Annotated in this window: 10 protein-coding genes; 6 read left to right on the top strand and 4 right to left on the bottom strand. The window is 73.0% G+C overall.

Annotated features, from left to right (window positions below; all coding sequences use genetic code 11):
• Nucleotides 1-529: 529 nt before the first annotated feature.
• Nucleotides 530-1,576 (bottom strand): hypothetical protein, encoded by a 1,047-nt coding sequence (locus WME83_RS14915; protein ID WP_437319954.1) that lies wholly within the window; start codon nucleotides 1,574-1,576, stop codon nucleotides 530-532.
• Nucleotides 1,577-2,021: 445 nt separating this feature from the next.
• Here WME83_RS14915 and WME83_RS14920 point away from each other — a divergent pair, with 445 nt between their 5' ends.
• The 6 genes from WME83_RS14920 (at nucleotide 2,022) to WME83_RS14945 (ending at nucleotide 11,950) form a co-directional block, all read left to right on the top strand.
• On the top strand, nucleotides 2,022-2,858 hold the full coding sequence (locus WME83_RS14920) for a hypothetical protein (protein WP_437319955.1): 837 nt from the start codon (nucleotides 2,022-2,024) through the stop codon (nucleotides 2,856-2,858).
• 227 nt (nucleotides 2,859-3,085) lie between these two features.
• On the top strand, nucleotides 3,086-6,211 hold the full coding sequence (locus WME83_RS14925) for a DEAD/DEAH box helicase (RefSeq protein WP_437319956.1): 3,126 nt from the start codon (nucleotides 3,086-3,088) through the stop codon (nucleotides 6,209-6,211).
• Between the two features lie 114 nt (nucleotides 6,212-6,325).
• Nucleotides 6,326-6,916, top strand: a complete 591-nt coding sequence (locus WME83_RS14930) for a hypothetical protein (RefSeq protein ID WP_437319957.1) — start codon at nucleotides 6,326-6,328, stop codon at nucleotides 6,914-6,916.
• Between the two features lie 98 nt (nucleotides 6,917-7,014).
• Nucleotides 7,015-8,637, top strand: coding sequence for an SDR family NAD(P)-dependent oxidoreductase (locus WME83_RS14935; protein ID WP_437319958.1), 1,623 nt, complete (start codon nucleotides 7,015-7,017; stop codon nucleotides 8,635-8,637).
• Between the two features lie 242 nt (nucleotides 8,638-8,879).
• Nucleotides 8,880-11,075, top strand: coding sequence for a cation:proton antiporter domain-containing protein (locus WME83_RS14940; RefSeq protein ID WP_437319959.1), 2,196 nt, complete (start codon nucleotides 8,880-8,882; stop codon nucleotides 11,073-11,075).
• 5 nt (nucleotides 11,076-11,080) lie between these two features.
• Entirely contained in the window at nucleotides 11,081-11,950 is an 870-nt protein-coding gene (locus tag WME83_RS14945; protein ID WP_437319960.1) for a PTS sugar transporter subunit IIA, read from the top strand.
• A 47-nt stretch (nucleotides 11,951-11,997) separates the two neighbouring features.
• Here the strand turns inward: WME83_RS14945 and WME83_RS14950 are convergent, their stop codons facing one another.
• From WME83_RS14950 to WME83_RS14960, 3 genes are read right to left on the bottom strand one after another with little or no spacing between them, the layout of a single operon-like run.
• Nucleotides 11,998-13,203, bottom strand: coding sequence for a hypothetical protein (locus tag WME83_RS14950; RefSeq protein WP_437319961.1), 1,206 nt, complete (start codon nucleotides 13,201-13,203; stop codon nucleotides 11,998-12,000).
• A 1-nt stretch (nucleotide 13,204) separates the two neighbouring features.
• Nucleotides 13,205-16,054 (bottom strand): TonB-dependent receptor domain-containing protein, encoded by a 2,850-nt coding sequence (locus tag WME83_RS14955; protein ID WP_437319962.1) that lies wholly within the window; start codon nucleotides 16,052-16,054, stop codon nucleotides 13,205-13,207.
• A 4-nt stretch (nucleotides 16,055-16,058) separates the two neighbouring features.
• The gene (locus WME83_RS14960) at nucleotides 16,059-19,106 is read right to left on the bottom strand and encodes an FHA domain-containing protein (protein WP_437319963.1); all 3,048 of its coding nucleotides are present in this window, start codon (nucleotides 19,104-19,106) and stop codon (nucleotides 16,059-16,061) included.
• Nucleotides 19,107-19,224 lie beyond the last annotated feature (118 nt).

A 19,224-nucleotide genomic window follows, 5' to 3' on the forward strand; every position in this document is an offset into this window, starting at 1 on the left:
CGGTTCAGACCGAGGCGTATCCGCGTGCACCGGGGCCGTTGCCGTGACGACAGCGACCATGACGGCGCAACCGGCGCGTGACATCGGCGTCCCGGCTAGGGCGGGATCTGTGCCGCATCGCGCGGAGGGAACACCCCGACCCGAAGCACCCCGCTGCCTCTCATCCGGCCGCTACACCCCGACATGTGCCCCCCTCCTCAAACGTCTCCGGCGCCCGTAGGACAGTGCACCTCTGCCGCGTGGCGGAGGCGAGCTCGACGTCACCGCTCCCACGTCGTGATCCTGTAGATACCGACTTTGGAGCGCACGTAAAGGCTTTTGTGCGCGCGCCCGATCGCCTGCAACCCATTGTGTTTTTGTTTTTGAATTTCTCCCTATCGAGAGATTTTTGTCGACCGATCGCGCCCTGCACTGCGGATCTTCGTCTCCGCGACAGCGGGTCTGGTTGCGCCCGACCCTGATTCAGGGAGAGCCCGCATCGCGCCCCGGGCGGTGCTGGCGCCGCCGCTTCGGCGAGGGCGCGCCGCCGTCACTCGTTCTCGCCCGGACGCTCGTCCGGGCGCGTCTGGCAGCAAAACGTGGTCGCACCGGTGAGGGTGATCCCGCCTCGGAGCTCTCCGCCGCTCGGCTCGCAGCGGCCGGGGTCGTTGACGTGCCAGACCGCCTTCATGCTCTTGGGCTTCATCCCGGGCTCCGGCGTGAGGCATGCCGGGTCCGTGCCCGACGTCGTACCGGTGGTGAGCTGCTCGCTGCACGCCTCGTCCTGGAAGGAGAGGAGCATCAGAGAGCACTCGCCGCCCGTGGGGGGGCCGCACTTGCAAGGCGTGCAGTGGCGATCGTCCACCATGCCGTCGTAGAGGACGACGTCCTCCGGGTAGTCCGGCGGGCAGGTCGCCTCGCCGACCCCGAGGTGCATGATGCACTGGGCGAACGCGTGCACCTGCGGCCGATCATCGGTTGGAACGCACCTCTTCGGAGCCATGCAGGCATCTTCCGGGAGGACGCCAGAGCAGGCTTTCCCGGAGCGATACCACCGCGAGACGATGCGCGGCACCGGGGGCGGCTCGACGCTGGGCTCGCACGGCATCGTCTCGGGCGCGCCGAGCAGGAGCGCCTTGCGATCGCTCGCCATCGCCTCGCTGGGCACCACGCAGGTGCCGCCCTGGATGTTCCGGGCGTCGTGCCGCGTGAGCTCGACGCCATCGCACCTCAGCGAGGCGGCCGTCCTGAAGCCGTCGGGCAGGGCGCACGCAGGCTCGCTGCACCGGCACGGGTCGCACGCGAAGGGGAAGTCAGGGGTCTCGTACCCCACGTACACCGTGCTCGGGGCGTTGTCAGGGCACTGCGGCTCATCCGTCGTCCTGCCCACCCAGAGCAACGCTGGGCCGTCGAAGCCCTCTGGAACCGGGTCGACACACTGGCCTGCGCACGTGCCGCATGCCTCGATGCACGCGTCGGGGTCGAGCTCCGTTTTGCAGTGTTCCGCGCACGTATGGTACGTCCCACCGCCGAGCATCTCGCAGCCTCCGAGGCACGCGGCGAACAGCAGCCCAAGCGCGAGATCGGTCCTCTTCATGAGACCTCCTTCCAGGTAGAGCTCGCAGCCCCCGGCTTACTACAAATCCGGAGGACCCCGTCGAAAACGAGCCGCGCAACGCGAGGAATGGCGCCGCTGGACCCATTGCGGATCGAGTGGGCGAATTCTAACCGTTTGTGAAGGTGGGCAGTTTTTGTCCGCGCGCGGGATGACGCGGTTCCGGTGCCAGTGCCGGCGCCGGCGCTGCGACGCACTTTGTGAAATGAAGACTCCTCACCTCCCGTAAGCTCTCCGCGGCGGCGCGCAACCTCGCACAACCGCGCGCATCCACGCGCAACCACGTCGTTCGTCGTCGGCGCGCGGGCCGCCTCACCTTCCGGTTCCCAGGCGGAGAGCCGCGCACCCTCTGGTCGTCTCGCGCCCGAGCGCGGCCGCCGAAAGCCCTCGCGGAGCGCGCGCTTGCTGCGTTAGGCTCTGCGTCCTGATGAGTGGGGATCCACCCGATACCGAGCCTGCGCTGCATCCGACGGCGACCCATCCTCAGGAAGACATCGGCGGCCGGGGGGCGGCGTGCGGCGCGCCGGTCCCGTCCGCGACCGTCGTGCTCTCGTCGGGGCGACGCTACGAGATGGAGGCGGCCGTGGCGGGCGATCGGCTGATCGTCCGCGGGAAGGACGGCGAGATCGTCCTGCAGATGGAGATCACCGACGCCGGTCCTGTGCTGTCGTTCGCGGCGCCCGACGGCGAGCGCCCCGGCGCGCGGCGGGGCCCCCGGAGGGGAGAGTCGTCGGTGCCCCCGCGGCGCGCGGCCTCGCCGCCGCTGTCCGCGATCGTCCCCCTGTCGAGCGGGAAGGGCCAGCCCGCGGAGGGCGAGGCCGAGGAGCCCGTCGAGGTGCCGCGGGCCATGCCGCTGCCCTCGATCAAGCCCCCGCCCGAGACCGAGCTGATGGAGCTCGACGGCGGCAACGCGCGATCGGGGGTGACCCTCCGGCGCCCGCCCGGCGAGGCCGGCGCGGGCAGCGCCGCGACGTCGCCGGCGGGCGCCGCGGCGCCCGACCCGGCCGCCGGGCAGGACCCTCCCGGCAAGCGAGGCGCGCTGCCCTCGCTCAGCCTGCAGCAGTACGCGGCCCTCTGCGCCGAGTCGTCGGTCGGGGCGGCCTCGTCGTTCGATCGGGCGCTCCTGCGCCACGGCATCGCGGACCGGGACCTGTGGAAGGCGATCGATCGCAGCTGGCAGGACCGGCTCGAGCGCGAGCCGATCCTCACGCTGCGCTGGATGGAGCTCACGACGCGCTACCGCGAGCACCTGACGCGCCGGTAGAGCTCGCCGGGTCGAGCCGCGCGCCGCGCGAAATCCTGCTACAGGAGCGCCCCGCGCTCGCCGGGCGAGCTCCTGGAACCTGGAAGACGGGGCGGCGGAAAAAGGCGCCCGAGCCTCTTCCCGTCCTCTCCGTCTTCCTGTGAACATTCTCAAGAAGTGGCGCCGGTCCCCGGAGAGCGCGCGAGCGCGCGCCTCGTCAGGGCAGGTGGTCGGCGCCTGGAGTCGCTGTGCAGGGTCTTCTCGAAGCCATCCGAAAAGCCTGTCTTCCGGGCCTCTGGTCCCAGGGCGTGAAGCTCGCCCGCGAGGGCGCCGCCTTCGGCCGGGAGGACCGCGGCGACGCCGTCGTGGTCCGCATCAAGGCCGCCGGCCAGCCGGTCGCGCCCACCGTCACCCTCTACCCCGCGGACGCCGAGTGGACGTGCGACTGCGGCGGCAAAGTCGACCCCTGCGCCCACGCCGTGGCGGCGGCGATCGCGCTCTCGCAACCGGCGGCGCAGGGTCAGCCGGCGGCGCAGGGTCAGCCGGCCGCGCAGGGTCAGCCGGCGACGCAGGGGCAACCGGCGGCGCAAGGGCAGCCGGCCGCGCAGGGGCAGCCGGCCGCGCCGGGCGGCGCCGCCGCCGTGGCGGCCCCGGCGGCGCGGCTGCGCTACCGGCTCCGGCGCAAGGGCCTCGTGCTCGCGCTCGAGCGGATGGTCGTCCACGCGAGCGGCGCCGAGGAGCCGCTCCGGATCTCGCTCGCCAGCCTCGCCGGGCGCGGCGTCAGGGCCCCGGCGGGGGCCGAGCGGCCCGGACCGAGGCTGCCCGAGCTCTACCCGACGCACGAGGACCTCGCGATCGATCGGCTCGTGGGCACCAAGCAGCACGGCTACTTCCCCTCGGATCGCCAGCCCGAGCTCTTCGCCGCGCTGGCCGGCGTCGCCGACGTGAAGCTCGACGGCGCGCCCATCCGCGTCTCCAGCGAGGCGATCGGCCCCCGCGCGGCGGTGCGCGATCAGGACGACGGCGTCGCGCTCGTCGTGGAGCGCGACCCGCGCGTCGACGAGGTGATCGCGTCGGGCGTGGTCCGGTGCGGCGGCACGCTGCACCTGCTGCGGGAGACGGACCTCACGGGCCCCAAGCTCGAGCGGCTGCCGCTCCGGCGGGTCTTCTCCCGGGGCGACCTCGGCAAGCTCGTGACCCAGGTCCTGCCCGAGCTGACCAAGCGCGTCCCGGTCACTGTCCAGAGCCAGCGCCTGCCGCGCGCGGGCGGCGCGTCCAAGCCGCGGATCCTCCTCGAGCTCAGCCAGAAGGATCACACGCTCTCGGTCGTGCCCAGCCTCGTGTACGGCGATCCGCCCGAGGCGCGCATCGAGGGCGGCCGGCTCGTGCACCTGTCCGGCCCCGTGCCCGTCCGCGACGAGGCCGCGGAGCGCGAGCTGCTCATCCGGCTGCGCGATGAGCTGCACCTCATCCCGGGCCGCCGGGTCGACTTCGACGGCGCCGAGGCGATCCGCTTCGCCTCGCGCCTCGAGGCGTGGGACGCCCGCGCCTTCGCCGACGCGCGCGGCGAGCTCTTCGGCAAGGCCGAGCTCGTGCCGCGCTTCGTCATCGACGACCGCGCCTTCGACGTCGAGTTCGAGCTCTCGAGCGGCCGCGAGGACGGGGCGGGCGAGGCGGGCGAGGGCGCGGGCGCGCCGCCGAAGCGCGCGGACGCCGCGGCCGTGATCCGGGCGTGGCAGGACGGCCTGCCGCTCGTGCCGCTCCTCGGCGGCGGGTGGGCGCCGCTGCCCGCGGCGTGGCTCGAAAAGTACGGCGCGCGCGTCGCCGACCTGCTCGCGGCGCGGCGCGACGACAAGGAGGTGCCGCCCGCGGCGCTCCCGGCGCTGGCGGCCCTGTGCGACGAGATCGAGTACCCGCGCCCGTCCGGCTTCGACAAGCTCATGCCGTTGCTCGACGGCTTCGCGTCGCTCCCGGAGGCGCCGCTGCCGGCCGACCTGACGGCGACGCTGCGCCCGTACCAGCGCCGCGGCGTCGACTGGCTGTCGTTCCTGCGCGACGCCGGGCTGGGAGCGGTGCTCGCCGACGACATGGGGCTCGGCAAGACGCTGCAGACGCTCTGCGCGGTGCGCGGCCGGACGCTCGTCGTGTGCCCGCGCAGCGTCGTCCACAACTGGGCCGACGAGATCCGGCGGTTCCGCCCCGGCCTCAGGTTCGCGATCTACCACGGCGCGCGGCGCGCGCTCGATCCCGCGGCCGACGTCACGCTGACGACCTACGCCGTGCTCCGCAACGACGTCGAGCTGCTCGCGGCGCAGGCGTGGGACATCGTGGTGCTGGACGAGGCGCAGGCGATCAAGAACCCCGACAGCCAGGCGGCGCGCGCGGCGTTCGCGCTGCGCGCCGAGCTGCGCGTGGCGCTGAGCGGCACGCCGGTCGAGAACCGGCTCGACGAGCTCTGGAGCCTGCTCCACTTCACGAACCGCGGCCTGCTCGGCGGGCGCAGCGCCTTCCAGGAGCGCTACGGGCGGCCGATCGCCGAGGGCGCGGCCGGCGTGGCGGCGGAGCTGCGGCAGAAGATCCGCCCCTTCGTGCTGCGGCGGCTGAAGCGCGAGGTGGCGCCCGAGCTGCCGCCGCGCTCGGAGATGGTGCTCTACTGCGAGCTCGAGGAGGCCGAGCGCGAGCTCTACGAGGCGGTGCGCGCGACCACGCGCAAGGACGTGGTGGAGCGGCTCGCGCAGGGGGCGAGCGTCATGGCGGCGCTGGAGGCGCTGCTCCGCCTGCGCCAGGCCGCCTGCCACCCGGCGCTGATCCCGGGGTCGGGCCCCGGCCCCGCGGAGGCGGGCGCGGCGCCCGCGGCGCGGGCCGCGCCCTCGTCCAAGGTGATGCGGCTGCTCGCGGCGCTGGAGGAGTGCGTGGCGGACGGCCACAAGGCGCTCGTCTTCTCGCAGTGGACCTCGCTGCTCGACCTCGTCGAGCCGCACCTCACCGAGGCGGGGATCCCGTGGAGCCGCCTCGACGGCGCGACGCGCGACCGCGCCGGCGTGGTCAACGAGTTCCAGTCGCCGGGCGGCCCGCCGGTGATGCTCATCTCGCTCAAGGCGGGCGGCACCGGCCTGAACCTGACCGCGGCGGATCACGTCTTCCTGCTCGACCCCTGGTGGAACCCGGCGGTCGAGGATCAGGCGGCGGACCGGGCCCACCGCATCGGGCAGCACCGCCCGGTGCTGGTCCACCGGCTCGTCGCGAAGGACACGGTGGAGGAGGGGATCCTCGCGCTGCAGGAGCGGAAGCGCGCGATCGCGGGCGCCGCGCTGGGCGAGGCGGACCGGGCGGTCGCGCTCACCCGGGAGGACCTGCTCGCGCTGCTGGGGTAGCGCGAGGCGAGATCGGGATCTGGGCGGCGCGCCGGGCACGCCGGGATCGGAGCGGCGCGCCTGGTCAGCGCCGCGCCGGCTTGCGGGGGTTGGGCCGTCATGGGATGAGCGGGCATGCCGCGAAGAGCCATCCTCCCCCTCGCCGCGCTGCTCACGTCGCTCGCTGCGTGCACCGTCAACAGCCCGCGGGAGCCGGCGCCCGAGCCGCCGTCGCCGGCCTCGTCGCCCGCGGAGCGGCCGACCCCGGCGGCTCCGACCGCGCAGGCGCCGGCGACGCAGGAGCCGACCGCGCAGGCGCCGACGACGGCGGCGCCGACCGCGCAGGAGCCGACCGCGCAGGCGCAGCCCACGACGGCGCCGACCGCGGGCCCCGGGCCCGGCGACGACTCGGTGCTCGGCACGTGGAGGTCCGCGGCGTGCGGCTCCCGCAAGTACGAGCGCGTGCTCTCCTTCGCGAAGGGCGGCAGCTTCACCGCGGAGGATCGCGTCTCGCCCTGTCCGCCGAAGGCGGCGTGCATCTGGTCGGGCATCATCCAGCGCCAGGGGGCGTTCAAGCGCTCGGGCGACAGCCTCTCCCTGTCGGTCGCCGAGGCCTCGAAGGGGCCGGGCGGCCAGCCGTTCCCGACCACGTTCGCCGTCGACGCCGCGACCGGCGCTCCCGTCGAGACCGGCGACGGCGGCAAGCCCTGCCCGTACAAGCGCTGATCCGCCGCGCGCGCGCCGTCGACGCCGAGAACCGCCCGCGGCCGCTCGGGCGCCGCGGTTCGCGCCCGCGCGCCTGCGTGCTATGCACCGCCGCTTCGATGAGCTCCGAGAGCGACGCCGCCGGCGCAGGCCGCCCGTTCACCGCCGCCGATCTCGACGCCTGCCTGCGGGTGCTCGAGTCCCTGGTCGACGACCGCGCGCAGCTCGCCTCGATCGACGTCGAGGATCGCCGCCGGCTCCTCCTCGCCGCCGGCCGCGTCTCGCGCCCCGAGCGCGCCGAGCAGCGAGAGCTCGCCAGGGCGTTCCGCAAGGGCGATCGGCGCGCTCGGAGGTCCGCCGACACCGCGCTCCTCGACGCGGTCGGCATCCGCGCCGCCCGCCGCGAGCCCGTGTTCCGCACGCCGGACGCCCCTGCGCTGGCCGCGCCCGCCGCCTCCGCCGTCGCGGCCCCCGCGCTGGCGCCCTCGCTCGCGCCGGCGCCGCCCCCCGCGGAGGAGCCCGCGCCGCCCCCCGTGGAGGAGCCCGCGCCGCCGGGCGAGCGCGGCGGGCCGGAGCTCGCGAAGCCGCGCAAGTGCTACGTCTGCAAGGCCGAGTTCCGCAAGGTGCACTTCTTCTACGATTCGATGTGCGGCCCGTGCGGCGACTTCAACTACCGCAAGCGCAGCCAGACCGCGCCGCTCGACGGCCGCGTCGCGCTGGTCACCGGCGCCCGCGTCAAGATCGGCTATCAGGCGGCGATCATGCTGCTCCGCGCCGGCGCGCGGGTGATCGTCACGACCCGCTTCCCGCACGACGCCGCCCGCCGCTATTCGTCCGAGCGCGACTTCGACGTCTGGGGCTCTCGGCTCGAGATCTACGGCATCGACCTCCGCCACACGCCGAGCGTCGAGCGCTTCACGCGGCACCTCCTCCACACGCGCGACCGGCTGGATTTCATCCTCAACAATGCCTGTCAGACCGTGCGGCGCCCGCCGGGCTTCTACGGGCACCTCATCGAGGGCGAGACCGCCCCGGTCCACGCCCTCCCCGAGGCCGCTCGGCCGCTGCTCCAGGCCTACGACGGCCTTCGCGCGCGCGGCGAGCTCCCCCTCGTCGCCGGCGGCGACCCCGCCGCCGGCCTCCGCGAGCCGGCGCTGCTCTCCCAGATCCCCGCCCAGGGCGACGAGCCCCTCGACGACGTGCTCTTCCCCAGGGGGCGTTACGACGCGGACCTCCAGCAGGTCGACCTCCGGACGATGAACAGCTGGCGGCTGACCCTCGCCGAGGTCCCGACCGTCGAGCTGCTCGAGGTCCAGCTCGTGAACGCGGTCGCCCCGTTCGTGCTGAACTCCCGGCTGAAGCCGCTCATGCTGCGACAGCCGACGTTCGACAGGCACATCGTCAACGTCTCGGCGATGGAGGGGCAGTTCTACCGCCGCTACAAGACCGACAGGCACCCTCACACCAACATGGCCAAGGCCGCGCTCAACATGATGACGCGCACCTCCGCGCCCGACTACGCGAAGGACGGCATCTTCATGAACAGCGTCGATACCGGGTGGGTGACGGACGAGGACCCCGCGGCGCTCGCCGCCCGCAAGCTGGAGGAGCACGGCTTCCACCCGCCGCTCGACATCGTCGACGGCGCCGCCCGCATCTGCGACCCCATCTTCTCCGGGCTCCTGAGCGGCCAGCACGTCTACGGCCAGTTCCTCAAAGACTACATGCCGACCGACTGGTAGGCGCCGCCGCGCGCGGACGCGCCCGGAATCCAACGAGCTCAGCAGCAGCTGCCGACGGGACGGAGCTTTCCCGGCGTGACGGGGCAGCCCCGCGCGCTCACGGCATACGCACCTGCACCGACCGCGCCGCCCATGGTGCGTCGCGGCGAACTCTGCTTTGACGCCTCGCATCCTTTCATTGACAGTCGAGGTGGCTCGCTGATAAGCGATCACTTAACACTTACCAAGGAGGGAGCGCTCCCATGGAGATCCTGATCCACAACCCGCTGAGCCGCTTCCTCATCCAGGCGTTCCTGATCATCGCCTGCGCGCGGCTCGTGGGCATGGTCGCCCGTCGGCTGGAGCAGCCGATGGTCATCGCCGAGGTCACGGCGGGCATCCTGCTCGGCCCGTCGCTGTTCGGCTGGCTCTTTCCCGACGCGTCGGCGGTGCTGTTCGCCCAGGAGTCGCTGCCGCTGCTGAAGCTGGTGAGCGAGGTCGGCCTCATCGTCTTCATGTTCCTCATCGGGCTGGAGCTCGATCCGAAGCTCCTGCGCGGGCGCGGCCACGCCTCCGTCATCATCAGCCACACCAGCATCGTCGTGCCGTTCGCGCTGGGCGGCCTCCTCGCGCTGTACCTGTACCCCCGGCTCTCGCAGAGCTCCGTGCCGTTCATGTCGTTCACGCTCTTCATGGGCGTGGCCATGAGCATCACGGCCTTCCCGGTGCTCGCGCGCATCCTCACCGAGCGGCGCCTGCTGGGCACGAAGGTCGGCGCCCTCACGATCACGTGCGCCGCCGTCGACGACGTCACCGCCTGGTGCATCCTCGCGTTCGTCGTCTCGATCGCGCGCGCCACCGGGCTCGTGGGCGCCGTCTGGACCACCGTCTTCGCCGTCGTCTACATCGCCGGCATGATGTTCGTGGTCCGCCCCTTCCTGGCCCGGCTCGGCGAGCGCGGCTCCAGCAAGGAAGGGCTCTCCCAGGACCTCGTCGCCGTCACGCTCCTCCTGCTCATCGTCTCGAGCTGGACGACCGAGATGATCGGCATCCACCCGCTGTTCGGGGCCTTCATGCTCGGCGCGATCATGCCGAAGGGCACCGGCTTCGCGCACAGCCTGGCCGAGAAGCTCGAGGACTTCGCGGTCGTCTTCCTGCTCCCGCTCTTCTTCGCCTACAGCGGCCTGCGGACGCACATCGGCCTGCTCAACTCGGCCGACGGCTGGATCATGTGCGGCCTCATCATCGTGGTCGCCTGCGCCGGCAAGTTCGGCGGCAGCGCCGTGGCCGCCCGCCTCACCGGGCAGCGCTGGCGGGAGGCCAGCGCGCTCGGCATCCTCATGAACACCCGCGGCCTGATGGAGCTCATCGTCCTGAACCTCGGGCTCGATCTCGGCATCATCTCGCCCACGCTGTTCACGATGATGGTGCTCATGGCGCTGGTCACCACCTTCATGACCACCCCGCTCCTGCGCTGGATCTACCCGCCGGAGGAGCTCGCGAAGGAGCTCGCGGACGTCCCCGAGCGCACGCCCCTGCCCGCCGCGGCGGACGTGTTCACCGTGCTCATGTGCGTCTCCTACGAGCGCTCCGGCCCCGGCATGGTGACGCTCGCGAGCGCGCTCGCCGGCCACGGCCCCGAGGCGAGGCGCCTCTACGCCCTGCGCCTCATCCCGCCGACCGACCGCGGCTCGTTCTACCTCGACCAGGGGCCCGAGCGGCAGGGCGCGGCCGCGCTCGCGCCGCTGCTCGCGCGGGCCAAGGAGCTCGGCGCCGAGGTCCGGCCGCTCTCCTTCGTGTCGCCCAAGCCGAGCCACGACATCTGCAACGTCGCCGACGTGAAGCAGGCCGACCTCGTGCTGGTCGGCTGGCACAAGCCGCTGCTCAGCCAGACCGTGCTCGGCGGCACCGTCTACGAGGTCATGCGCGGCGCCCGCACCGACGTCGGCGTGCTCATCGATCGCGGGCTCACCGCGGTCCGCAAGCTGCTCGTGCCGTTCCACGGCACGGCGCACGACAAGGCGGCGCTCGCGCTCGCCCGCAGGCTCGCCCAGCAGGTCGGCGCCGACGTCACCATCCTCCACGTGGTCAAGCCGAGGCGCGGGTCCAGCGACGCGCTCGGCGCGCAGGACGCGGTCGACGAGGTGTTCGAGGGCGAGGAGGGCGGCGCGCTGCGCAAGGCCAGGGTGGTGCTCAAGGTGGTCGAGCACGACTCCCCCGCGGACGCGGCCCTCGAGGAGTCGAAGCGCGGCTACGATCTCGTCCTCGTCGGCGTCGGGGCCGAGTGGGGCCTCGCGCAGCGCCGCTTCGGCATCCGCGCCGAGGACGTCATCCAGGGGTGCCCGACCTCGCTGCTCGTCGTGCGCAGCTACGAGCCCGCCGCCGCGCGCGTCCCGGCCCCGGCGCCCTCCGCGCCGATCCTCTCGACCGCCCTCGCGGCCGAGCCCGATCGCTCCTGAGCCCCATGCCGGCCGTCTCCGACGCCGAGAGCGCCTCGCGGGCGCGGGCGCTCGCCGAGTTCGGGGCGGCGCTGCGGCTCCTCCGCGTCGAGGCGGGCCTCAGCCTGCGCGCCCTCGCGCACCGCATCGGCGTCTCCAGCGCCTACCTGAGCCGCGTCGAGCACGGGCACGACGCCATCCCCACGCCCGACCGGCTCACCGCGATCGCGAGCGCGCTCGAGCTGCCCCCGGCGGTGCTCCTCGAGCTCGGCCACCAGGTCGAGCCGCTCGTCTCGCGCTACCTCGAGCGCGTCCCGGCGGCGAACGCGCTCTTCCTCGAGCTCGCGCGCCGCAACCTCAGCGGCCCGCAGCTCGCGCGGATCAAGGCGTTCGTCGACGCCGAGTTCCCGGTGAGCGCGCCGTTCGGCGTCTCGCCCGCGCGGCGGCTCAGCGGGCTGCTCACGCCCGAGCGCATCGTGCTGCACCTCTCGTGCGCGCACATCGAGGACGTCATCGACGTCGCGGCGTCCCGGCTCGCGCCCCCCGGCGGCGCGCTGGCCGCGAGCGCGCTCGCCCAGGAGATCCTGCGGCGCGAGCGCGAGTCGTCCACCGCGCTCGGCAACGGGGTCGCGGTCCCGCACGCGATCGTCGCCGGCGCCTGCCCCGCGGCCGTGATCGCGACGCTGGCCGAGCCGCTCGCGGTGCCGACGCCGGGCGGCGCCCCCCTCCGGCTGCTCGTCGTCCTCGTCTGCAGCGAGGGCGGCCGCGCGCACCTCGAGCTGCTCGCCCAGGTCGCCCGGCTCGCCAGCCACAACGCCGCCGACGCGCTGTGCGCCGCGCGCGGCCCCGAGCAGCTCATCGAGCAGCTCTCGCAGATCGAGGCCGGCTGCGGGTGACGCGCGCAGCCGCGGCGTCGCGCGGCGTCACGCCCCGAGGCCTGCGGTCACTTCACGCGCACGAGGCGCTGCACGACCGACGAGCCGCCGCGCGCGTCGCGCAGGACCGCGGTGATCGTGGCGATGCCCGGCTCGGACGGCGGGATCCACGTCACGGCGTGGTCGCCGAGGTACCCCTCGGCCGCGTCGCTCACGAGCTTGATGCCCCCGTCGAGGTCGCCCATGTCGGCGAAGTAGTTGACCCAGACGATCTCCTTCAGCGCCTTCTGCTTCGCGTCGAGGTCGTTCTCCGCCACGCCGGGCGGGATGATCGCGTCGATCGCGTGGGTGGTGCAGGCGGTGAACGGATCCTCCGCGCTGCACCCCGTCTCGCGCCGCGCATCGCGGTCGATCGGGCAGCGATCCACCGTCGGGATCGCGGCGAAATCCTCCGACATCTCGTCGCCATCGAAGGTGAGCCCCTGCATCTCTGGGTTCTTGTTCGCGCGGCTGTCCTCGAAGACGTAGACCTGCGTGTAGCCGGGCACGAAGCTGTCCGGGCCGAGCCTCCGCCCGTCGGCGTCGAAGCAGGCCACGGGGAAGGTCCCGGCGCGCCCGGTGCCCTGGTCCTCCACCGCGCGGAGCTCCCCGGTGCAGGCGACGAAGAAGACGTAGGCGCTCCCGAACCGCGGGCCCCCCGTGGCGGGCGCCTCGCGCCCCTCGAGGATCTTGTCGCTGATGGTGATCGTGTACGTGTCGCTGAAGATGCCGATGGGCACGCCGTTGAGCTCGGGCAGCGGGGCCGTCGGGTCGTTCTCAAGCTGTTCTGCCCACGCAGCGATCTTCGGGGCGAGCGCTGCGAGCTGCGGGTAGCAGCCGTAGTAGTCGTCCCCGACCGGGTTCTCGCACCCGCCGAACCAGTAGACCGAGACCGGCCGCGACCCCTCCTCGGGGCCGCCGAGGCCGTCCTGGTAGTGGATCTTGAAGGTGACCTGAGCGCCGGGGTAGGCGTACGAAGAGCTCGCCTTCGGGTGCGCTTCGGTCGGGGCGACGTCGGCGACCACGGCGAAGACGCGGAGGCCGTTCACGAGGCTCGGCGGATCGAAGCCCGCGACGCACCCGGAGGAGATCGCCGGCGCGGCGAGCGCGCTCAGCGCGAGCGTCCCGAGCACCGCGCGCCGCCACCTGCGCCCTCGGCCCGCGCCGGCGTTTTTTGACGTGCCGCACGTACCGCACGTGCCGCCCGCGCCGCTCGTCGCCCGCGTCGATCGCATCTCAGAACTCTCCTCGCAGCCCGAAGCTCGGCAAGATGGGCAACCCCGTGACGTACTGACGGGCGGTGTAGTTGTAGTTGTACTGAATCGCCTCGCTGTTCGCGTTGTTGTAGACGTTCTGCACGTCGAGGTAGGCCGAGAGCTGCCAGCGCTTGAACTTCCACGACTTGTCGAGGCGCAGGTCCAGCTGGTGGAACGGCGGGAGCCGCTCGCTGCTCGGGCCGGAGAACGGGATCGGCGTATAGGTCCCGGTGGGCGCGTAGAAGAGCGCGTTGGTGCGGTACGCGTCGCAGCTCAGCTCGTTGACGTTGCACACGTTGGGCGTGACCAGGTTGCCGGAGACCAGGCGGAACCGCGCGCCGAACTCCCAGCCGTCGCCGAGGCGGTAGCTGCCGAGCACCGTCAGGATGTGCGTCTGATCGAACGGGACGAGCCGCTCCGGCTCGCCGAGCCCGGGCACCCGCGTGCTGCGCGACAGCGTGTACGCGGCCCAGCCGAAGAAGCGATCGTCGGGCTTGTACTTGAGCAGGAACTCGCCCCCGATGACCCTGCCGGACCCGGCGTTCTGGTAATCGAGCTGGATCGATCCGGGGCGGTTCACGCCGACGACGAGCGCGTCGAGCTGCTTGTAGAACCCCTCGGCCGACGCCTCGATGTGCCGGGTGATCTCCTGCTCGACGCCGGCCGCGTAGTGCAGCGCCCGGGTCGACTTCAGGCCCGGGTTGCCGAGCGGCGGGATCACCTCCTGGAACTGCGGCGGCTGGTGGAACACGCCGACGCCGCCCTTCACCGTCGTCCGCGGGAACCCCTGGACCACGTCGACGCGCCCGTTCACGCGCGGGCTCACGGTGAGCTGCTCGTTCAGGTCCTGGTAGTCGACGCGCAGGCCCGGGACGATCTTCGCCTGGGGGCTCGGGGCGAACTCGAGCTCGACGTAGCCCGCGGGGTAGAAGAAGCGGCCGTCGCGCGAGACCTCCTGGAGGGTGCGCGTCGAGAACGGCTGGTTCGGCGGCTCGCCGGGGCGGTTCGGCGCGGGGGCGCGGAGGTTCACCGCATAGAGGCCGGCGAAGACGTCGACCCCCGCGTTGAGGACCGCGCCCTTGGACAGCCGCCGCGCGTACTCGAGGCGGCCGGAGAGCGTCTTGAGATCGAGTTGGAAGTAGATCGGCCCGACCCCGAAATCGGCGTCGTCGCGCGCGATCGCGATCACGCCGTCGAGCCGGTCGCGGTCGGTGAGCTCGTGATCGTAGCGGAGCTGCAGGCGCTGAAACGCGGTGTGCAGCCCGACGTTGCCCGAGAGCGCCGGCTCGTTGGGGGCCGGGTCGCTGAGGAGCAGCTCGAGGGCGTCGTCCGAGCCGAAGAAGGTGAGGCGGAGGCGCGACGAGGGCGTCGGCTCGGTCTCGAGGAGGGCCTGGTAGTCGTAGTAGACGGGCGCCTGCGTCACCCCCGCGCCCGCGGCCTCGAGCACCGGGCCGAACGACTCGCCGATGTAGCTCCGCCGGCCCGCCACCATGAAGCGCGTGTTCTTGAGGAACGGCACGGGCCCCTCGAGCAGGACGCGCGCGTCGATGAGGTCCATCTGCGCGAGGCCGTGGAGCTCGCCGTCCTCCTTCGGCGAGCGCAGGGCGACGTCGACGATGCCGCCCTGCACGCGGCCGTACTTGGCGCTGAAGTTGCCGGGGTAGAAGTCGATCTTCTCCAGCATCTCGGTCGGCACGACCGAGGAGAGGCCGCCGAAGTGGTAGATGAGCGGCACCTGCGTGCCGTCGACGAAGGTCTGCGTGTCCTGCGGGCCCGAGCCGCGCACGATCAGCAGGCCGGCGAGGGTGGGCGGGCGCGCCACGCCCGGCAGGTTCTGGAGCGAGCGCAGCGCGTCGCCGTTCGTGCCGGGGATGCGGTTGATCTCGCGCTGCTCCAGCGTGCGCTTCGTGACCTCGCGCGGCGGCCTGTCGCCGCGGACGGTGACCTCGAGGCCCTCGCCGCGGGGCAGGAGGCGGTACTTCACCTCGATCTGCTCGCCCGCGGCGATCTCCTCCTCGACCGAGAGCGGCTCGAAGCCGGGCGCGGCGACGGTGACCTGGTAACGCCCGGGCGGCAGATCGACGAAGACGAAGGCGCCGCCCTCGTCGGTCGTGCGCTCCGGCGGCGCGGCGCCGCGAGCGTCGACCGCGGCGCCCGCGCCCGCGACGCGCGCGACCGACACGGTGGCGCCGGCGAGCGGGACGTCGCCGCCGCTGGCGAGCACGGTGCCGCGGAGGTTCTCCGCGGGCCTCGCCTGCTCGCCGGCGGCCGGCGGCGGCGCGGCCGTCTTCAGGGTGAACGAGTAGCGGTACAGGATGCGCGCCGCGGCGGGCGTGCCGTCGGCGCGGCGGGCGGGCTCGAACTCGAGCTTCTGGGCCGCGGCGACCGCCGCCTCGTCGAACCCGTGCCCCGCGCTCTCGACGACGACCGCCTGCTTCACGCGCCCGTTGCGATCGACGTCGAGCTGCAGGGTCACCGACCCTTCGAGCCCCTGCTGCTCGGCCTCGGGCGGGTACGCCGGGGGCGTGTAGTTGAGCGCCCGCGGCGGCGTCGCCCGCCCCGCCGGCGCGGCCGTGGGGGCGGCCGGCGTGACGATCGCGCCGCCTTCGCCCCGGGGCACGCTCGTCGGGCCCTCGGGCGCCTGCGGCTCGCCTTGGCCCTGCTGGCCCTGCTGTCCTTGCTCCTGCTGCTGCTGCGCGCGCGCCGCGGCCGGCGAGAGCGCGGCGAGCGCGAGCCAGAGCAGCGCCCCGGCGCGCGGCCCGCGCGGGCGCGCGCCCGCGCGCGGGCCGTCGACATCGGTGCGGGCGGGGGCCGGCTCCTGCGTCGTCACGAGGTCACACCGGGTCGCGCCGCTTGAGCACCGCGCAGAGCGTGACGAGGATGATGACGGTCATCCCGGCGAGGACCGCGAAGGGCATCCAGGTCTGATCGTACGTGGTGAAGCCCCACGCGCCCGCGTAGTTGTCGGCGGCCATCTGCGCGATGGAGCACTTGAACTTGCCGCCCTCGATGAACTCCGCCGGGATCGAGTCGGTGCGGCGCAGATCGATGACCCAGGCCGGGTCCTCCGCGACGGCGATCCGCTCCGGCGCGATCGCGCCCTCGAAGCCCCAGCGCGCCGGGATGATGTACATGAGCGGCCGGAGGTGCGGCACGGTCGTCATCGGGACCATGAGCCCGCCGAGGACGACCTGCGGGATGAGCGCGATCGGCGTGAGCGCCATGGCCGCCTCGGACGAGGCGACCACCGTCGAGAGGAGGAGCCCCAGCGCGACGGCGCTGAGCGAGGTGGCGGTCAGCGCGGCGAGCTGCATGGCGAACGCCTGCATGCCGCCGTGGAAGCCGAGGGCGAAGAACACGATCGCGAGCAGGATCGTGCACTGGATGAGGCAGAACCCGGCGAGCAGCAGGTACTTGGAGAGCACGTAGTTGACGAGCCCCAGGTTGACCATGCGCTCGCGGAGGTAGATGGCCCGCTCGCTGACGATCTCGCGCGCCGCGTTCGACGTCCCGAACCAGACCGCGGCGACGACGAGGAAGAAGATCGCCGCGGTGTGGTCGGTGGTGGCCTCCATCCCCTTGAGGATGTCGGTGCTCTGGTCCGCGCCGCCGGCGCGGCGGCCGAGCTCCTGGAGGGCGCCGAGGCACCACGCCGGGATCGCCTTCTCCTGCCCGCCGAAGACGATCGCGAGCAGGATGCCGATGATCGGGGCCTGGAGGAGCATGATCAGGGTGCCGCCGATGTCGCGCTTCTTCACCTTGAAGTAGCGCGACAGGAGCAGGCCGAGCTGCCCCGTGGTCGTGGCGCGGCCGGCCGGGATGCCGCGCTGCCCCTGCCCGGTGCCGATCTCCCGCCGGCCGGAGTACATCCGCCGGTACGTCGGGTTTCCGTCGCTGAAGAACTCCTTGCGCCACTCGAGGGCCGCGAGCCGCCGCGCCTCGCCGCGCGACGCGTTCGGGTTCCGCGCGCGGAGCTGATCGAAGATGGGGCGCTCGCGGAGCGCGAGCATCTCGAACATGTCGCGCGGGTTGTCGACGTCGTTGGGCTGGCCGTGCCGCTCCTTCCAGCTGCCGAAGAAGCGGTACGCGTCGGGCCGGGTCGGCCCGAAGAACATCGGGATGCCGCCGTAGCCGAGGATGAGCGCGTGGCTGAACTTCTCGAACTCGTCCTTCGCCGGCTGGTGGATCGTCATGATGATCGTCTTGCCGGTGGCCTTGGTGAGGTCGTGCAGCAGGCTGATCAGCGCGGTCGTGTCGTCGGCGGCGAGGCCCGAGGTCGGCTCGTCGAGGAAGAGGATGACGGGGTCGGTGACGAGCTCGAGCGCGATGTTGACGCGCTTGCGCTGCCCGCCCGAGAGGATCTTGTTTTCGGGCTTGCCGATCTGGAGGTTCTTGACGCCCTCCAGGCCGAGGTCCTTGATGGTCTGCTCGACGCGCGCGTCGATCTCGGCCTCGCTGTAGTCGGGCGGGAGTCGGAACTTCGCGCTGTAGCGGACGGCCTCGAAGACGGTGAGCTCCGGGTGGACGAGGTCGTCCTGCGGCACGTAGCCGATGGAGCCGCGGAGCGTGTCGTAGATGTTGTAGAGGTCCTCGCCGTTGATGCGGACGACGCCGCTCGTCGGCGGCAGGTAGCCGTTCAGGGTGAGCAGGAGCGTCGTCTTGCCGGCGCCCGACGGCCCCATGAGCGCGATCATGTCGCCCGGCAGCGCCTTGAACGACACGTTGTCGAGGAGCGTCTTCTGCTCCTGGGGGTTGTCCCGGTCGGGGACCTGGAGGGCGAGGCTCCACGCCTCGATCTCGTAGAGCGGGCGCCCTGCCCACCGGTCGGCGGCGTACTCTTCCTGGACGACCTCGACCGCGCCCGCGCCCCCCATCTCGATCTGGAGGGGCATCGGCCCGATGTAGATCTTCTCGCCGCTCTGGACGGCGATCTTCTGGCCGGGCGCGATGCGGTTGCCGCGGACGTAGGTGCCGTTGGCGCTGCCGCGATCCTCGACGTAGAGCTGCCCGTTGATCGAGTGGAGGAGGGCGTGGTGGCTCGACACCTGGGGGTGGGCGAGCACGATGTCGTTGTCGGGGGTGCGGCCGATCTGCTTGACGTTCGGCCCGCCGCCGGAGAAGTCGAGCTGGCCGAGGACCGTCTTGTTCTTCCTGCCGGGCGCGCCCGCGGCGGGCCCGGACGACGCCGCGTGCGCGGGCGGCGGCGCGTAGCCGGAGGCGGCGGGCTGCGGCGGCGGCGCGTAGCCGGCCTGCGGCGGCGTGTAGCTGACGGCGGCGGGCTGCGGCGGCAGGGCGCTCGCGCCGGGCGCGGCGGGCAGCGACGACTGCCGGGCCGCCTGGGCGAGCTGCACGAGCAGGCTGACCTGGACCGGGACGGGCCCGAAGGCGACGGCGCCCTGCGGATCGATCGGCGTCGGCGCGCCGGGGGCGATGCGCTGCGCGCCCACGTAAGTGCCGCTCGTCGAGTTGTGGTCGATGACCATCATGCGATCGAGCGTGACGGTGGCGTGCTGGCTCGAGACGCTCGGGTGCTGGAGCACCAGGGAGGCGCGCGTGGGGTCTCGCCCGATCACGACCTGGCCGGGCGCGGGCGCGAGCTGGCCGGGCGACGCCATCATCAGCGTGATGGCCGGGTGGTTGAGCGGGACCTGCGCCTGCGCGACGACGAACTGGGTGCGGAAGTCGAACGGGACCTGCTCGCCCGGCGCGAGGGGCCGCCCGTTGGCCGACGCGGGCCCTTGGCCGCAGAGGAAGAGCAGCTTGCCGCCGCCCTGGTGGACGATGCGCGCGTGCTCGGGCAGGACGCCGGGAGCGACGAGCACCACATCGCAGGTGGGGGCGCTGCCGATCGTGATGCTTTGTTTACCTAGCCCCGGGATCATGCGGGCCGCGTTTCACCACAGGCGGTTGGGGAGGGCAAGGTAAAGAGGCGCTGCGGCGCGCCGTCGCTCGCCGCGGCGCTGCTGGCGGCCGGATGCGTGAGGAGGAGCGCGTGGCCGG

Source organism: Sorangium sp. So ce385 (genome assembly GCF_051474135.1).
Lineage (GTDB): Bacteria > Myxococcota_A > Polyangia > Polyangiales > Polyangiaceae > Sorangium > Sorangium cellulosum_D.

Coding starts and splice junctions, on each gene's coding strand:
- WME83_RS14915 (WP_437319954.1), bottom strand. CDS start 1,576: ATGAAGAGGACCGATCTCGCGCTTGGGCTGCTGTTCGCCGCGTGCCTC.
- WME83_RS14920 (WP_437319955.1), top strand. CDS start 2,022: ATGAGTGGGGATCCACCCGATACCGAGCCTGCGCTGCATCCGACGGCG.
- WME83_RS14930 (WP_437319957.1), top strand. CDS start 6,326: ATGCCGCGAAGAGCCATCCTCCCCCTCGCCGCGCTGCTCACGTCGCTC.
- WME83_RS14935 (WP_437319958.1), top strand. CDS start 7,015: ATGAGCTCCGAGAGCGACGCCGCCGGCGCAGGCCGCCCGTTCACCGCC.
- WME83_RS14940 (WP_437319959.1), top strand. CDS start 8,880: ATGGAGATCCTGATCCACAACCCGCTGAGCCGCTTCCTCATCCAGGCG.
- WME83_RS14945 (WP_437319960.1), top strand. CDS start 11,081: ATGCCGGCCGTCTCCGACGCCGAGAGCGCCTCGCGGGCGCGGGCGCTC.
- WME83_RS14950 (WP_437319961.1), bottom strand. CDS start 13,203: ATGCGATCGACGCGGGCGACGAGCGGCGCGGGCGGCACGTGCGGTACG.
- WME83_RS14960 (WP_437319963.1), bottom strand. CDS start 19,106: ATGATCCCGGGGCTAGGTAAACAAAGCATCACGATCGGCAGCGCCCCC.